Annotated in this window: 17 protein-coding genes; 13 read left to right on the forward strand and 4 right to left on the reverse strand. The window is 44.5% G+C overall.

Annotation, left to right across the window (positions count from 1 at the left end):
- Positions 1–319: 319 nt before the first annotated feature.
- From HOP38_RS03330 to HOP38_RS03340, 3 genes are read left to right on the forward strand one after another with little or no spacing between them, the layout of a single operon-like run.
- A complete protein-coding gene (locus HOP38_RS03330; RefSeq protein WP_006074277.1) occupies positions 320–547 on the forward strand; it encodes a FeoA family protein in 228 nt (75 codons plus the stop codon).
- Complete coding sequence (gene feoB, locus HOP38_RS03335) at positions 547–2817, forward strand: Fe(2+) transporter permease subunit FeoB (RefSeq protein ID WP_006074278.1); 2271 nt, start codon at positions 547–549, stop codon at positions 2815–2817. Before HOP38_RS03330 ends, feoB begins: the two co-directional genes overlap by 1 nt.
- Positions 2814–3044 (forward strand): FeoC-like transcriptional regulator, encoded by a 231-nt coding sequence (locus HOP38_RS03340; protein ID WP_006074279.1) that lies wholly within the window; start codon positions 2814–2816, stop codon positions 3042–3044. Before feoB ends, HOP38_RS03340 begins: the two co-directional genes overlap by 4 nt.
- Positions 3045–3094: 50 nt before the next feature.
- Here HOP38_RS03340 and HOP38_RS03345 read toward each other — a convergent pair whose 3' ends face one another.
- From HOP38_RS03345 to argS, 3 genes are all read right to left on the reverse strand, one after another.
- On the reverse strand, positions 3095–3598 hold the full coding sequence (locus HOP38_RS03345; protein ID WP_198557423.1) for a YqhA family protein: 504 nt from the start codon (positions 3596–3598) through the stop codon (positions 3095–3097).
- Between the two features lie 169 nt (positions 3599–3767).
- Positions 3768–4196: an HIT family protein gene (locus HOP38_RS03350; protein ID WP_038225377.1), complete on the reverse strand. Its 429-nt coding sequence runs from the start codon at positions 4194–4196 to the stop codon at positions 3768–3770.
- 110 nt (positions 4197–4306) lie between these two features.
- The gene (gene argS, locus HOP38_RS03355; RefSeq protein WP_198557424.1) at positions 4307–6040 is read right to left on the reverse strand and encodes an arginine--tRNA ligase; all 1734 of its coding nucleotides are present in this window, start codon (positions 6038–6040) and stop codon (positions 4307–4309) included.
- A gap of 42 nt (positions 6041–6082) precedes the next feature.
- Here argS and HOP38_RS26135 point away from each other — a divergent pair, with 42 nt between their 5' ends.
- The 3 genes from HOP38_RS26135 to HOP38_RS03365 all read left to right on the forward strand — a co-directional run bounded on the left by HOP38_RS26135 (position 6083) and on the right by HOP38_RS03365 (position 7792).
- Complete coding sequence (locus tag HOP38_RS26135) at positions 6083–6214, forward strand: hypothetical protein (protein ID WP_256200724.1); 132 nt, start codon at positions 6083–6085, stop codon at positions 6212–6214.
- A 3-nt stretch (positions 6215–6217) separates the two neighbouring features.
- Positions 6218–6820 carry a VOC family protein gene (locus tag HOP38_RS03360; RefSeq protein ID WP_038225376.1) on the forward strand — a complete coding sequence of 201 codons (603 nt, stop codon included), beginning with the start codon at positions 6218–6220 and terminating at the stop codon, positions 6818–6820.
- A gap of 162 nt (positions 6821–6982) precedes the next feature.
- Positions 6983–7792 carry a hypothetical protein gene (locus HOP38_RS03365; RefSeq protein WP_051647398.1) on the forward strand — a complete coding sequence of 270 codons (810 nt, stop codon included), beginning with the start codon at positions 6983–6985 and terminating at the stop codon, positions 7790–7792.
- A 108-nt stretch (positions 7793–7900) separates the two neighbouring features.
- Here the strand turns inward: HOP38_RS03365 and purU are convergent, their stop codons facing one another.
- Positions 7901–8734, reverse strand: coding sequence for a formyltetrahydrofolate deformylase (gene purU / locus HOP38_RS03370; RefSeq protein WP_006074285.1), 834 nt, complete (start codon positions 8732–8734; stop codon positions 7901–7903).
- 270 nt (positions 8735–9004) lie between these two features.
- On the opposite strand from purU, the gene HOP38_RS03375 reads away from it, so the two are divergent.
- The 7 genes from HOP38_RS03375 to fadD all read left to right on the forward strand — a co-directional run bounded on the left by HOP38_RS03375 (position 9005) and on the right by fadD (position 15694).
- On the forward strand, positions 9005–9202 hold the full coding sequence (locus tag HOP38_RS03375; protein ID WP_031494254.1) for a hypothetical protein: 198 nt from the start codon (positions 9005–9007) through the stop codon (positions 9200–9202).
- Positions 9203–9348: 146 nt separating this feature from the next.
- Positions 9349–11319, forward strand: coding sequence for a DNA repair helicase YoaA (locus HOP38_RS03380; protein ID WP_198557425.1), 1971 nt, complete (start codon positions 9349–9351; stop codon positions 11317–11319).
- Entirely contained in the window at positions 11309–12010 is a 702-nt protein-coding gene (gene tsaB, locus HOP38_RS03385; RefSeq protein WP_006074288.1) for a tRNA (adenosine(37)-N6)-threonylcarbamoyltransferase complex dimerization subunit type 1 TsaB, read from the forward strand. The genes HOP38_RS03380 and tsaB overlap by 11 nt, the downstream gene beginning before the upstream one ends.
- Before the next feature lie 45 nt (positions 12011–12055).
- Positions 12056–12373: a hypothetical protein gene (locus HOP38_RS03390; protein WP_006074289.1), complete on the forward strand. Its 318-nt coding sequence runs from the start codon at positions 12056–12058 to the stop codon at positions 12371–12373.
- A 34-nt stretch (positions 12374–12407) separates the two neighbouring features.
- Positions 12408–12956 carry a Slp family lipoprotein gene (locus tag HOP38_RS03395; protein ID WP_006074290.1) on the forward strand — a complete coding sequence of 183 codons (549 nt, stop codon included), beginning with the start codon at positions 12408–12410 and terminating at the stop codon, positions 12954–12956.
- A gap of 2 nt (positions 12957–12958) precedes the next feature.
- Complete coding sequence (locus tag HOP38_RS03400) at positions 12959–13825, forward strand: alpha/beta fold hydrolase (protein WP_198557426.1); 867 nt, start codon at positions 12959–12961, stop codon at positions 13823–13825.
- Between the two features lie 168 nt (positions 13826–13993).
- Entirely contained in the window at positions 13994–15694 is a 1701-nt protein-coding gene (fadD, locus tag HOP38_RS03405) for a long-chain-fatty-acid--CoA ligase FadD (RefSeq protein WP_006074292.1), read from the forward strand.
- Positions 15695–15755 lie beyond the last annotated feature (61 nt).

The raw sequence follows: 15755 nt of genomic DNA on the forward strand, positions 1-15755 counted from the left end.
CTATAAGCAGTTCCACTTATTTTCCTTATAAAAAAAACGGCAACTTATTATGAGTATTACGCCATTGTTTTGTATTTAGTGTAAAGTGTTGATATTTAATGATTTTATTTTTATTTATCTTTTTTGCTAGTCATCTTCTCGTCATGAAAGTTGGGTTTATTTTCAGAAATTGACGTAATTGACGGAAACATTTTGACAAATATTGCAGTTGCGTTGGCGCTAAAATTGATTTAGCGCAATGCGAAACCTTAGTTTTTAAATATAAAATTATTGTTAATGTTAATATTTCTCATTACCAATCATAGTTTGGGTGGATTTAATGAAACTTGCTGATTTGAATATCGGAAGCAGTGGAAAAATCACTGCACTGACAGGACTATCGAATGATGTCCGTAAAAAACTGATGGTAATGGGATTATTACCTAATACCGAAGTTAAAGTTATTCGTCGAGCTCCAATGGGTGACCCTCTGCAAATTGAGGTTCGTGGCGTCTCTTTGGCTGTTCGCAATAACATAGCGCAAGCGATAGAAGTGGAGTCAGTGTAATGAACTACACCATTCTGACAGTCGGTAACCCAAACAGCGGTAAAACGACCTTATTCAATGGACTTACAGGTGCTAAGCAACAAGTTGGTAACTGGGCTGGTGTCACGGTAGAAAAGAAAACTGGTCAATATCATCATGCGGGTGATGACTTTCAACTAACAGATTTACCGGGGATCTACGCGTTAGATAGTGGCAATGACGGTAACAGTATTGATGAATCGATAGCTTCTCGCGCTGTTCTGACTCATCCTGCTGACCTTATCATTAACGTTGTTGATGCTACCAGTTTAGAGCGCAGCTTGTATATGACGCTCCAGCTACGTGAGCTGGGTCGCCCTATGGTAGTTGTACTTAACAAGATGGATGCGTTAAAGCGTGAACGAGTAAAATTGGATATTGCTGGGCTTGAGAAAGCGCTTGGCTGTCCGGTGATGACACTATCTGCGACGGATAAAGACCAAGTTAGAAACCTAAAAGAACGTCTACACAAAACCGTTGTTCAAGGTCTTACTCTTGACGCGCTTGCCATTAATTATGGTGCAGAGATGGAGCAGGCTATTGCGAAAGTGGAACCTGTTTTTGCTGGAGAAACGGTTAATTCGCGAGCACTAGCGATTCGTGCATTAGAAAAAGATGTGATGGTGTTGAACTCATTGACATCAGAGCAGCGTGACGACATTGAACTGGCTGGCAAGCAAACTCAACTTGATATCGATCTACAGGTTGCTGATACCAAATACACATTCCTGCATGAACAATGTAAGAAACTTCGCCGTAGTGAAGGTAAGCTAAGCCGCAGCTTCACTGAAAAAGTAGACGCACTTATTCTGAACAAATGGGTGGGTGTGCCATTCTTCTTTGTGGTGATGTACCTAATGTTTATGTTCTCCATTAACATTGGTAGCGCATTTATCGACTTCTTTGACATTGGTGTCGGTGCGTTGCTGGTTGATGGTGGACACTATCTACTGGATGGACACTTACCTGTTTGGCTTGTAACGCTTATTGCTGACGGTGTCGGTGGTGGTATTCAAACGGTAGCTACCTTTATCCCAGTGATTGCAGCTCTGTACCTTTTCTTGGCCGTTCTTGAGAGCTCTGGTTACATGTCTCGTGCCGCGTTCGTGCTAGATAAAGTCATGCAAAAAATCGGTCTACCGGGCAAAGCATTCGTCCCACTGGTTTTAGGTTTTGGCTGTAACGTGCCTTCCATTATGGCAACACGTACCCTAGATCAAGAGCGTGAGCGCAAACTCGCCGCATCCATGGCTCCATTTATGTCGTGTGGTGCCCGCCTTCCTGTGTATGCCTTGTTTGCAGCGGCTTTCTTCCCGGAAAGCGGTCAAAATGTGGTATTCGCTTTGTACATCCTTGGTATTGTCGCGGCAGTGTTTACAGGTTTAGTACTTAAGCACACCATCTACCCAGGCTCGAGTGATAGCTTAGTTATGGAAATGCCAGACTATGAGCTGCCAACCTTCCAAAACGTCATGATCAAAACATGGCAGAAACTGAAGCGCTTTGTATTGGGTGCAGGTAAAACTATCGTAGTAGTTGTGACTATCTTGAGCTTCCTAAATTCTGTTGGTACAGACGGCTCATTCGGTAATGAAGATAGCGAAAACTCAGTACTGTCGAAAGCAGCTCAAGTGGTTACTCCAGTCTTTGCACCTATGGGTGTACAGCAAGATAACTGGCCAGCAACGGTGGGTATTATCACTGGTATTTTTGCGAAGGAAGCGGTCGTTGGTACACTCAATAGCCTTTACACTTCGAGTGAAGGTGAAGAAAGTGAATATGATTTGATGGGCAGCCTACAAGAAGCGGTTGAATCTATTCCGGCGAATCTAGCTGGTCTTAGCTACTCAGATCCTCTAGGTGTCGATGTTGGTGACCTTACTGATTCCTCTGCCGTAGCTGAAGAGCAGGCCGTAGATACATCAATTTTTGGTAACCTAAAAGGCTACTTTGTCACTGGCAATGCAGCGTTTGCTTACTTGATCTTTATCTTGCTTTACACACCATGTGTTGCAGCAATGGGTGCTTACGTTAAAGAGTTCGGTCAAAAATACGCACGCTTTATTGCGGTGTGGACAATGGGTCTAGCCTACGGAAGTGCAACGCTGTACTACCAGGTTACTCATTTCACGGCTCATCCTATGACCAGTGCTGCTTGGATCGCTGCCATTCTGTTAGTGTGTGTACTGGTGTTCAAGCTACTGCAAAGCGAAGGCCGAAAACAGAGTGCACTAGAGGCGCAAACTGCATGATTCTTACAGAGTTAAAATCATTCATTGAAATGCATCCTGGCGCGAGTCGTCAGGAGATTGCTAAGAAGTTCTCGCTCAGTGAAGATGGTGTTGATGCGATGTTGTCCGTATGGATTCGTAAGGGCACAGTATCACGCATGCTTGATACCAATAAATCCGATCAAGTGACGCGTGTGCGTTATGCCATGAATCGTAACGATGGTTTATCGATTACCGTTACTATGTAAAACGTGATTGAGTCATTATATAAATAGCCGCCCAATTAGGGCGGCTTTTTTTATTTATGTTGATTGAGACCTAATAACTTGAGGCCACCACTTAGCAAAACAATTGCACTTGGCAAGACCAGCATTTCCCACTGAAGTTGGTTAAAGTTGATCAACACCAGTTCAAGAAATTTGACGAAGAGGATGATGATAATGACCTCGGCCAGTTTGTTTTTTAAGTGACCGATGTTTGGTGTTTTAATCCAGCTCAGAGTTGAATCTGTCTCTTCGGAGGTTTTATTCTTGATAAATAAGGTGTACACCCCATGTGAAAAAATAAACAGCACTAAAGCGACTAAGAAGGTATCCAAAGATTTAATAAGGTAGCTGATGGCTATATCTGCGCGGTCTAGGTGCAGTAACTCGGAAGGTGGCTCGGCGTTCGACAAGAACACACCAAACGCATTGTAAGTCTTTGTGGCACCAATTAGGAACAATAAGACAGAGCCAGCCATAGAGCCAATGATGGCAATCCAGCTGACATAACGGAATTGAACTAATAATCTTTTGGTCATGACTTGCTCCTATATTTCAATGGGGCAAGTTTATAGAGAAATTGGATTCGTGATAATAATAGGATTTTTTTAAAGATTATTACGAATACGTAATAGTACCCAAGATCTTTATTCGAGCGGAGATCTTGGGTAGGTAGGCCAATGGTCACTCGCTGTTAAAAGGGCGACATTAACCGCGTGTAAACAAGCTGCTTAAGGAAAGGACATTACCGATGCGTGTCATGATGTCCGCTTGTTCTTCATCGCTGCGTTGCTCGCCTTTGGTATTGCCCCATACAGGACCTGGCCACGCGATGTCGTCTTTGAATCGAGCAATATGATGGATATGCAGTTGCGGCACCATATTTCCTAATGCGCCAAGGTTGAGCTTGTCAGGTCGAAAAGTCGCTTCGAGTGCTTGAGCGACGGCTTGAGACTCTAGCAAAAATTGCTGCTGTTCCTTCATTGGTAAGTGATGAAGTTCTTTTAAGTTTTCACGCTTCGGAACCAAGATTACCCAAGGAACTGCACTGTCCTTGCTCAGGAGGGCAACGCAAAGTGGAAAGTGACCGATGACAGTAGTGTCTTTGGCGAGTTGAGGGTGCAGTTCAAAGCTCATGGTGTTAATTCCGTTGTCATAATGAGGGACTTAGTATACGTCAGATAAAACAAAAGGTTGACGCTTTCACGTCAACCTTTGTGTATTCATTACCATTTACGGAGTGGTAATTACATGCGTTCTAGCGTTTCGATACCAAGCAGTTCTAGACCTTGCTGGATAGTCTTCGCTGTTAATGCCGCGAGTTTTAGGCGGCTTTGCTTAACGCTTTCATCTTCAGCAATAAGAATTGGACATGCTTCGTAGAAGCTAGAGAATTGACCAGCAAGCTCAAATAAGTAGCTACACATAATGTGAGGCTGACCTTCACGAGCAACAGATTGTACGGCTTCCTCGAATTGCAGTAGTTTAGCAACTAACGCTTTCTCTTTCTCATCAGTGATCTTAATGTCACCAGAAAGCTCGTCCATTGATACGCCAGCTTTTGCAAAGATAGATGCTACACGAGTGTAAGCGTACTGCATGTAAGGAGCAGTGTTACCTTCAAACGCTAGCATGTTGTCCCAATCAAACACGTAGTCTGTAGTACGGTGCTTAGAAAGGTCAGCATACTTAACCGCTGCCATTGCTACCGTGTTAGCGATATTTGCTTTCTCTTCAGCATCTAGCTCTGGGTTTTTCGACTCGATTAACGCTGTAGCGCGCTCTACTGCTTCGTCTAGAAGATCAGCAAGGCGAACCGTACCGCCTGCGCGAGTCTTGAACGGACGACCATCTTTACCTAGCATCATACCAAATGCATGGTGCTCAAGGCTGGTTGATTCTGGTACATAACCTGCCTTGCGAACGATAGTCCAAGCTTGCTGTAGGTGTTGGTGCTGACGTGAATCGATGAAGTAAAGAACGCGGTCTGCACCAAGTTTCTCGTAGCGATATTTCGCACAAGCGATGTCAGTCGTGGTGTATAGGAAGCCGCCATCTCGTTTTTGGATGATAACACCCATTGGCTCGCCATCTTTATTCTTATATTCGTCAAGGAATACCACTTGTGCGCCGTCATCTTCAACTGCTAGACCTTTTTCTTTCAGGTCTTGCACAATGCCAGGTAGCATGTCGTTATACTTACTCTCACCCATCACATCGTCACGCGTTAACGATACATTTAGGCGATCGTAGTTGCGTTGGTTCTGGATCATAGTAACGTCAACAAGCTTCTTCCACATTTCAGCGCAGAACTCATCACCACCTTGCAGTTTCACTACGTAGCCACGTGCGCGCTCTGCAAATTCAGCATCTTCGTCATACAGCTTTTTAGATTCGCGGTAGAAAGCTTCAAGGTCAGAGAGTTCCATTGAAACTTCACCAGACTCTTGTTGAACACGCTCTAGGTTAGCGATAAGCATACCGAACTGAGTACCCCAGTCACCGATGTGGTTAGCACGGATAACGTTATGACCCAAAAACTCTAGAGTACGAACAACCGCATCACCGATGATGGTTGAACGAAGGTGACCAACGTGCATTTCTTTTGCTACGTTTGGTGCAGAGTAGTCAGCAACGATGGTTTGTTGCTCTTGAGAAGCCACACCTAGGCGTGCATCCGTCAGTGCTTCGTCAGCTTGCTTTGCAAGAAATTCTTCGCTTAGGAAGATGTTAATAAAGCCAGGACCAGCAATTTCAGTTTTGCTTGCAATTCCATCTAGGTCCAAAACGTCCAGAACTTTCTGTGCGAATTCTCGTGGATTTGTACCCAATTTCTTAGCAACGCCCATTACGCCATTTGCTTGGTAGTCACCAAACTGTGGTTTCGCAGATTGGCGAACAGCAGCAGGACTGCCTGCAGGTGCGCCAGCGGCTTCTAGAGCCTGAGATACTTTGTCGTTGATCAGTGCTTGGATATTCACACGCGTTTCCTTCAATTCTTGGAATTGGATTTCATGTTGTTCATGAAACTGTGGCAATTTGGCGCACATAATAGCAACTTTAACGCCAGTGACCTAGAGGGGAAGTTTGTATTTTTTCTGATTCTGGCCGAATCCTGCTACTATCTGGCGTTTGAAGTACAAAATGAGCGCTAAAAAATGGAACAAACCCTGCTACAAAAAGGTCTAGTACCTTCTCAAATGTTGAGTGAAACTGATGCCTTTCTCGATAAAGTTCAGGCATTATGCAGCAAGTTATCTATAGATTTAGCAGATTACCAAGCCGATCATATTGCTTTGCGAATCAATGATTCGGACGTGGCGAAAGCGGCTCATACCGCGTGGCTAGAATATGGCAAGGTCATTTCTGAGGCGCACATAAACGGTCGTCCAATTATCGTTTTGCAATTTGACCAAGCAATAACAAGTCGTGGTTGGTCGATTGAATGTCTGGAATTGCCTTATCCAGCAATAGGGAAGACACACCCTATTGAACACTGGGAGCACGTTGAGTTCGTTGTGCCTTCAAAGGCAACAACAGCGGACGAATATTTAGCTGATTTATGTATCATTTTTCCAGCGTTGGCTCATCGTTTGGAGCAGTTGGATGCTCTTAACATTAAAATGAAGCTATCCAGTCCGAAAGGCGAAGGAGAGCGCTTAGCTAACCCGACGGTGGCATTTAAGCACGATAACATCTGCGTCAAACTTCATCCGCATAGCCTAAAAAACATTGTTGCTTCTGAGCAAGCCGATATCTAGAGTAAATGGTGTGAGTTATAGTTATTCGGGTAATGACATTAAGTGAAATATCATTACCTGAATAAGGGCTAACTTCACAAAGCCTCGACAGGCTCTTACCGATCAATTTATCGTCAACGACTAAACTTGTAGCTGTAAACCTAGTCTGTAAGGAAACGGCAAGTGATAACAGCTACGATAAATAAATGGGGAGTAGTGCTGCTCCTATCAAGCACCTCTTTTCTAACCTCCGCCGCTGGTTTTGATATTGATAATCCCACCTGTGAAACCAGCACGAGTCGGCAAGTCTCTAACGGTCGCCTCGATCTCAATCTACATTTTTGCAATCAACTAGTTCTTGATGATGGTAAAAAAGCACCATGGAGCAAATCTTACATAGCTCCTTATGAGCGCGCGGCTAAGCGATGGCTTGAAGTGCTTACCGCCGTCGATGGCGCTGACAAACATACACTAGACATTAACTTCTATGTGGTACCGCTCGAAGATGCCAATGGCATGGCGGGGCCTGAAGATGAAATTGATATCAGTTGGCGTCTGATTCCTACAAAAGGGTCGGTCTTTATCGGCAGCCATACCTATGAGCCTGGATTTGATCAAGTTGAATTCAACGCCAATATTCTGCACGAAATGGGTCATGTGTTCGGGGTGGGGGCGTATTCTACCGACTATACGCGTCATGACGGACAACTGGGTAAAGTATTTTTAGTCAATGATAGCCAAGCGGTAAAACGGTTTAATCGACAATATCAGGTAAACTATCGCGAACTGCCAATAAGTGACGATGGTGGTCATTTATATGACTCAAAGTGGAGTGAAGACAAAAAGCGCTACGATAAAAACGGCGTTCCAGTACCAGACATGAGTCAAGAGTTGATGGCAAATGGTACTTTGATTGGACCAGTGACATTAGGTCTATTAGATGACTTGGGCTATCAGGTGGACTATTCGAAAGGGGATCGTTACTCAAATTAACGCTAGTTCCTGAATAAACCGAGTCTGCGTCTATCTGATTAGAGTTAGCGAAAGTCACTCGTTACCATTGCTCAATGATGATTCAACAATGGTAGCGAGTTATAAAGGCTACAGAATGACGGTCTTATTGCCGTAAACAAACACATGGTCATTAATGACCTTGTTTAACGCTTTGGAAAGTACGTTTTTCTCAACATCTCGTCCAGCTTGAGCCATGTCTGCGGCACTAAAGTTGTGATCCACTGGGATAACGTCTTGTTTGATGATTGGGCCTTCATCCAGATCATTGGTGACGAAGTGGGCTGTCGCGCCGATAATCTTCACGCCGCGATCATACGCTTGCTGGTATGGTTTAGCGCCGATAAATGCAGGCAAGAAACTGTGGTGAATGTTGATGATTTTATGATGATATTGTTCCACGAACGTTGGCGTTAGAACGCGCATATATTTTGCCAGCACTAAATAATCGGCCTCATATTGGTCGATCACTTCCAACATTTTCGTTTCATGCTCCTCTCGGCTTAGTCCGTCATGAGAAACGCAGTGGTATGGGATATCAAACTTCTCGGTTAGTCCTTGAAGTATATCGTAATTACCGATGACTGCGGCGATCTCTACATCTAGACTACCATCAAAGTTTTTCATCAGGATATCACCTAGGCAGTGCGCTTCTTTGGTGACCAGAATAACGATGCGCTTACGTGATGAATCGACTAACTTACGTTTTGTGCCTTGTGGGAGTGCTTGGTCTAAATCCGCTAAAAAGGTTTCATCGTTGAAGTAACCTTCCAACTCAGTGCGCATAAAGAAGTGACCACTGGTGTTATCTACAAATTCATTGTTGTGAATAATGTTCAGCTGGTGCTTGTAACAAATGTTGGTGATTTTTGAAATGAGACCAGGCGCATCGTTGCAATGCGTCAATAACGTTTTCTTTTCCATGATTTACTGCTTCCGTGAAATTTAAACTTTGACCTCTTCGTTATTCTGAAACTCGATATTTATGGTCCGGAAGGAGCACAACATATTGATGTGAATCTAAATTTACGAATTTGAGGATTTAAAATGGTGCGTTTGTTGAGGTAGTACGCAATCTAATCAACATTATTAATCTATTCTGGGCAAGGTTTCAACAAAAGAAGTCCGCCACGACGGCATTCCGGCTTGTCTCGATTTGTTGGAGCATCCTCAATTTGGCTTTAGGAGAGTGTTATGGATAAAGAACTACTCGCGCGCAAACTCTACGACCAAAGAGTCTCAGAATTGGTTGGAGATTCGGCCATTGACCAGCATGAGCTTGATGAGCTTTGGAACAGTAAAGTCTCGCCTTCACAAGCAGCAGAACAATTAAAGCAATCGGACAATGTCATCGCCCCAGGATGGCTTACACGTTACCTGAATAAGCACTAGCCACTTTAAATTCTTCCCTGGTTTAAGCGCTCTTATTCTCTGTTCTACGAGCAAGAGCGCTCAATTCAATTTTCAACTGCCAAGCGATTAGGTATACACTAGGCCGATTAATATTAGGTAGCGGCAATCAGTGGTTTCAACAATAAATGGTTTCACGAACAATTAAAAAGGCGTTCGCCTCTGATGGCGCATTGGGAAGGGTTATCCCCGGTTTTCAGCCCAGACAACCACAACTTGATATGGCTGATGCCGTTGAAGAAGCTATTCATAATGAAGATCAGCTTGTGGTGGAAGCGGGTACGGGTACTGGCAAAACCTTTGCTTATTTAGTCCCTGCGCTGTTAAGCGGTAAGAAAACCATTATCAGTACCGGATCGAAAAACTTACAAGAACAGCTCTTTCATCGTGATTTACCTTTGATGGTTGAAGCGTTAGGTTTTCATGGGCAAGTTTCGTTGTTAAAAGGGCGTTCCAACTATTTGTGTCTAGATAGACTGAGCCGCCAAATGGTGGAAAGTCACACCACAGAAACGCAAACGGATTTGTTGTCACAGTTGGTCAAAGTGCGATCTTGGTCCTCGGAAACCAAGTCTGGAGACTTGGGTGAATGTGATGCGATTGCTGAAGATAGCCCAATTATACCCACCATTACGTCCACTAATGACAACTGCTTAGGAAAAGAGTGTCCAAGCTACCAAGATTGCTTTGTATTGAAGGCTCGTAAGCGAGCGTTGGACTCTGATGTCGTGGTGGTAAACCACCACTTATTTATGGCGGATCTTGCTATCAAGGAGACTGGCTTTGGGGAGCTGATTCCAGAAGCGGAAGTGTTTATCTTTGATGAAGCACACCAAATACCAGATATTGCCAGTCAGTATTTCGGGCAATCTATTTCAAGCCGTCAGATCCAAGATCTCGCGAAAGATATTGAGATTGGTTATCGCACTGAAGCCAGAGACATGCATCAATTGCAAAAAGCAGGTGATAGACTCTCCCAATCAGCGATGGATATGCGTATTGTGCTAGGCGATACAGGTTTTAGGGGAAACTGGCGCGATGCCGTTGCCTCACCAAGTATCAAACGTGAATTAGACCGACTGCTGGATGCCATCAACTTGGTGATTGATGTACTTAAACTCGCTTTAGGTCGAAGTCAGCTATTAGATACCGCATTTGAGCGGGCTAATCTTATTAAAGGTCGTATTGAACGAGTGTGCGATGTCACTATTACCGGTTACTCCTATTGGTACGATACGTCGCCTCGTCATTTTAGTCTGCATATCACCCCGTTAACCGTTGCCGATAAGTTCCATGAGCAAGTGGAGATGAAGGGCGGTGCATGGATTTTTACCTCTGCAACTTTAGCGGTTTCCGATGACTTTGGTCACTTTACCTCTCGATTAGGTCTGATTCCGAAGCAGCAGTTTTCTCTACCAAGTCCGTTTGATTATCCCACTCAGGCTAGATTGTGTGTACCACGTTATTTGCCTGAACCAAATAGCCAAGGATTAGCTCAAAAGCTAGTGAACATGTTGTCTCCGGTCATTGAAGAAAACCAAGGGCGCTGCTTTTTCCTATGCACCTCACACAGCATGATGCGCGAGCTGGGTGAAAAGTTTCGTGAAAGCTTGTCACTGCCCGTATTACTTCAAGGTGAAACCAGCAAACAAAAAACGCTCGCAGAGTTTATGGAACTTGGTAACGCTTTGCTGGTGGCGACAGGGGCATTTTGGGAAGGAATAGATGTTAGAGGTGATACGCTGAGCTGTGTTATCATCGACAAATTACCGTTTACAGCCCCCGATGATCCACTGCTTAAAGCACGGATCGAAGATTGTAAATTACAAGGTGGTGACCCGTTCCAACAGGTACAACTGCCTGATGCCGTAATTACGTTAAAACAAGGTGTGGGCCGATTGATTCGAGATCAGAAAGATCGTGGCGCACTGATTATTTGCGACAATCGATTGGTGACCAGAGAGTATGGAGCGACGTTCTTAGCCAGCTTGCCGCCTATTCCTCGAACGCGCGACCTTGGAACGATAAGACAGTTTCTAGCACTCGACACAGAGTCGGATGCTAAAGAAGAAAAAAATCGAGAAATAAATGACTTATAAAATTCTAGCTATCGATACTGCAACAGAGAACTGCTCAGTGGCTCTGTTGGTTGGTGATACGATTCATACTCGCAGTGAACTTGCTCCTCGCGATCATACGAAGAAAGTACTTCCTATGGTCGATGAGCTGTTAAAAGAGGCAGGATTGACACTTGCAGAACTGGATGCCTTAGCGTTTGCACGTGGTCCGGGCAGTTTTACGGGTGTACGTATTTGTATCGGGATTGCTCAAGGGCTAGGGTTTGGTGCCGACTTACCAATGATTGGAATTTCAACACTCAAAGCAATGGCGCAAGGCTCATATCGTATGAATGGTGCCACTCGTGTGGCTAGTGCTATCGATGCACGCATGAACGAAGTGTATTGGGGGCGTTTCGAACAGCAAGACAATGGCGATTGGCAAGACGTTGACCAAGAACAAGTGATCCCACCGAGCATCTTAGCGGAGAATCTGTCTGCTGATGGCATGCAGTGGACGCAAGCCGGAACGGGTTGGGAAGCTTACGTGGACACAATGAACACATTGGCTATCGATACCATCGCTTCTGAAGTCAAATATCCGCAGGCGCAAGATATCGCATTTCTTGCTAAATTCGAACTAGAGCGCGGTAATACTGTGCCAGCGGAAGAGGCAAGTCCAGTTTATCTTCGCGATACGGTAGCTTGGAAAAAGCTACCAGGCCGCGAATAACGGGAGAAAGCTAGTGCGCGAATAACGCGCTAGCTTAATTAACTCATGGTCTCGATTAACGGCCTTCCTTCTATCCCCAACCAACGCAAGACACAGAAAGCCAAAACGAATAAGGCTGTGTCGAAAGCGTCGACGCCTTCAAGTACTAACGCAACTAATCAAACCACACAAGTCACTAAAGTGGCTCAAGCTGTTGCTCATTCGGTAAAACATTTATCAGACGCTGACGTAGCGCGTGCTCAAGTCCAATATGATTTACCTGAAGGACGCTCCAAAAAGGCATTAGAAGCCTATATGGATGTGATGAATCGAGCCAAACGAGAGGAACTTGAACAGTTACTTGGTGTCGATATTTTTATATGATAATAAGAGTATTTTTCATTTAAGGATAAGAAGTATGAATTTGGTGACGAAAATCGTTAGCCTGATTGGTTTGAGTATAATGTTGTCGGCGTGTGGTAGTTTGCCGGAGCAACTTGCCACAACGAATGAAAACGTTGTTTCCCAATATCAACAGGTGGTTGATGCTAAGGATGGAACTGAAGTTCGCCTTGGTGGTGTGATTGATACGGTTAAAAACTTGCCAAGCCAAACTCGCATTGAGATCGTCAATCTTCCGATCGATAAGTATGGTAAGCCTGACTTAGACCAAGAACCCAATGGCCGTTTTATTGCTTATGTTGATGGATTTGTCGACCCTGTAACGTACTCACGTGGTCGCTTAATTACCGTTGGTGGTCATAAAGGTGGTGTGGAGCGTGGTAAAGTAGGTGAGTTCGAAGCGGACTTTCCTGTTATCAAAGTATATGGGCAGTATCTTTGGCGAGTAGAAGAGCGCTTGATCATAAATCGTAACCCAAGTTCTTTTCATTCCTGCTGGGGTTATTACTGTGACGACTTCTACTACGGACCAACACAGGGAAGAGTTATCAAAGAGGTGAAGTAGCATTGCTTGCAAAAATAGAAGAAAAATCAGTCAAGATAGATGACAGGTACGTGACCTATCTTGAATTGAACCCCAAACTAACGGCCGCTAAGACGGTCGTTTTTATTCATGGTTGGATGGATAATGCCGCCAGTTTCCAATCTTTAATCGAGCAGGCTGCTGCACATCAGGTACCTTGGCGAGTTATTGCGATTGATTTGCCAGGGCATGGTCATTCAACACATAAGTCTGCGCACCATTTTTACAACTTTCACGACTACATCGATGATCTTCACCGCATTTTGCTCAAACTTGAAGCAGTTGATGTATACCTAGTGGGACATTCACTTGGTGCATTAATCGCGAGTTGCTATAGTGCGGCCTTTCCTGAAAAAGTCGCAGGATTAGTTCAAATTGAAGCGCATGTCCCTCTATCTGAATCCCCAGAGCAGAGCGCAGAGCGACTAAGAAACGGCATTGAAAGTCGTGAGCATTGGCGAGAAAAATCACCACGTGCCATTCCATCCAAACAAGATGCGATCAAAATGAGGATGCGAGCAACAAAGTTGCGGGAAGAAACAGTCCTCCCGATTGTTGAACGTGACCTGCAATTGATCGATGGTCAGTGGTTTTGGCGTCATGACAGTAAGCTTAAATGTGAGTCGGTCTATCGTATGACGCAAGAGCACGCAGAGGCCATTATGTCTGCGATTACTGTTCCTCATTTGGTGATTTTAGGGCAGCGTGGTTATCACTATTTACAGAACCCTCAAGTCTTATCTCTTCTTGTCGATGCTCAGATAGAAAAGGTCGAAGGCGATCACCATTGCCATTTAGAGTCGCCAAAAAAGGTATTTGAGCTAATACTTGGACTAGTTAACAAAAATTAAACAAGTGTTTGAGTCTTTCGTGCGCAAACTGGTCTGCTGTGTTGTAATAGCAGGAATAATAAAACATTCATAGAGATTCTAAGTGTTAACAAGTTTTTAAACTCTACACTGATTTAACTGCCAGTCTATGAATACGAAAGAGTGACCTTACACGCAAGGAGTATAATTGTGGATAAACCTTGGCTTTCGCGATACCCAAGTGATGTGCCGGAACAGATTAATCCGGACCAGTATCCTTCTTTAGTAGAAATGTTTGAACAGTCAGTACATAAATTCGCTGACCAACCAGCCTTCGTTAATATGGGATCGGTGATGACATTTCGTAAGTTGGAAGAGCGCAGTCGCGCTTTTGCAGCTTACTTACAAAATGAGTTAAAGCTGAAAAAGGGTGATCGTGTCGCGATCATGATGCCTAACTTGCTGCAATATCCGGTTGCCTTGTTTGGTGTCTTACGTGCTGGCTTGATAGCCGTAAACGTTAACCCACTGTATACACCGCGTGAGCTAGAGCACCAGTTAAACGACGCTGATGCTAAAGCTATAGTTATCGTCTCCAACTTTGCTAGCACGCTTGAGCAAGTGGTCGAGAACACGCCAATCAAGCACGTGGTACTAACCAGCCTTGGCCAAATGTTGCCAAGAGCAAAAGGGACGGTAGTCGACTTTGTCGTGAAATACGTCAAAGGTATGGTACCTAAGTATGATTTGCCAGGTGCAATTTCATTCCGAAAAGCGCTGCATAAAGGCCGCCGCTTGCAATATGTGAAGCCGTTTATGACGGGCGATGACATTGCGTTCTTACAGTACACCGGTGGTACGACTGGCGTAGCAAAAGGCGCGATTTTGACTCATCGCAATATGATTGCCAATGTGATGCAAGCTAAGGGCATGTATGCGCCGGTCTTGAATGAAGGTCGCGAGCTGGTGGTGACAGCGCTGCCGCTGTATCACGTTTTTGCGTTGACGGTTAACTGTTTACTGTTCATTGAAATGGGCGGTCAAAACCTGTTGATCACCAACCCACGTGATATTCCAGGGTTTGTTAAAGAGCTCCAAAAGTATCCGTTTACCGCTATTACTGGTGTTAACACGCTATTTAATGCCCTGATCAATAACGAAGACTTCCATGAGTTGGATTTCCGTGGTTTAAGGTTGTCTGTTGGTGGTGGTATGGCCGTTCAGCGCGCCGTTGCAGAGCAATGGAAAAAGACCACTGGTTGTTTGCTACTTGAAGGTTATGGCCTAACTGAGTGTTCTCCTCTTGTTGCTGCTTATCCGCACGATTTAGAGCAATACAACGGCTCGATTGGTCTGCCAGTACCATCAACGGAAGTGCGCATTGTTGATGAAGATGGTAACCCGGTGACGGATGACTCGAAAGGTGAGTTGCAAGTTCGTGGCCCACAAGTGATGCAAGGTTACTGGCAGCGTGCAGAAGCAACGAAAGAAGTTATCAACCAAGAGGGTTGGTTATCGACTGGAGATATCGTTCAGTTCGATGAAGACGGCTTCTTGCATATCGTTGACCGTAAGAAAGACATGATTTTGGTCTCTGGCTTTAACGTTTATCCAAACGAGATCGAAGATGTGATTGCACTGAATGATAAGGTGCTTGAAGTGGCGGCAATCGGTGAGGCCAACGAAGCATCCGGTGAGATTGTGAAAGTGTTTGTAGTTAAGAAAGACTCTTCATTAACTAAAGAAGAGATCATTGAACACTGTCGTAAGCACTTAACAGGCTATAAGATTCCTAAGCGCGTGGAGTTTAGAGAGGACTTGCCAAAGACTAATGTGGGTAAGATTTTGCGCCGTGTACTTCGTGAAGAGAACGACGCCAAGTTGACCAAAACCTCAGAAAAAACGGTTTAACGTTAACCTTTAATTACAATCAATGCTAGAATGCCAGCCCTCGAAGCTGGCATTGTTTTTT

It is taken from the genome of Vibrio mediterranei (assembly GCF_013364395.1).
GTDB lineage: Bacteria > Pseudomonadota > Gammaproteobacteria > Enterobacterales > Vibrionaceae > Vibrio > Vibrio mediterranei.

Coding starts and splice junctions, on each gene's coding strand:
- HOP38_RS03375 (WP_031494254.1), top strand. CDS start 9,005: ATGGATAAAGAACTACTCGCGCGCAAACTCTACGACCAAAGAGTCTCA.
- HOP38_RS03360 (WP_038225376.1), top strand. CDS start 6,218: ATGGAACAAACCCTGCTACAAAAAGGTCTAGTACCTTCTCAAATGTTG.
- HOP38_RS03340 (WP_006074279.1), top strand. CDS start 2,814: ATGATTCTTACAGAGTTAAAATCATTCATTGAAATGCATCCTGGCGCG.
- feoB (WP_006074278.1), top strand. CDS start 547: ATGAACTACACCATTCTGACAGTCGGTAACCCAAACAGCGGTAAAACG.
- HOP38_RS03330 (WP_006074277.1), top strand. CDS start 320: ATGAAACTTGCTGATTTGAATATCGGAAGCAGTGGAAAAATCACTGCA.
- HOP38_RS26135 (WP_256200724.1), top strand. CDS start 6,083: ATGAAACTGTGGCAATTTGGCGCACATAATAGCAACTTTAACGCCAGT.
- HOP38_RS03390 (WP_006074289.1), top strand. CDS start 12,056: ATGGTCTCGATTAACGGCCTTCCTTCTATCCCCAACCAACGCAAGACA.
- purU (WP_006074285.1), bottom strand. CDS start 8,734: ATGGAAAAGAAAACGTTATTGACGCATTGCAACGATGCGCCTGGTCTC.
- HOP38_RS03380 (WP_198557425.1), top strand. CDS start 9,349: ATGGTTTCACGAACAATTAAAAAGGCGTTCGCCTCTGATGGCGCATTG.
- HOP38_RS03350 (WP_038225377.1), bottom strand. CDS start 4,196: ATGAGCTTTGAACTGCACCCTCAACTCGCCAAAGACACTACTGTCATC.
- HOP38_RS03395 (WP_006074290.1), top strand. CDS start 12,408: ATGAATTTGGTGACGAAAATCGTTAGCCTGATTGGTTTGAGTATAATG.
- HOP38_RS03345 (WP_198557423.1), bottom strand. CDS start 3,598: ATGACCAAAAGATTATTAGTTCAATTCCGTTATGTCAGCTGGATTGCC.
- tsaB (WP_006074288.1), top strand. CDS start 11,309: ATGACTTATAAAATTCTAGCTATCGATACTGCAACAGAGAACTGCTCA.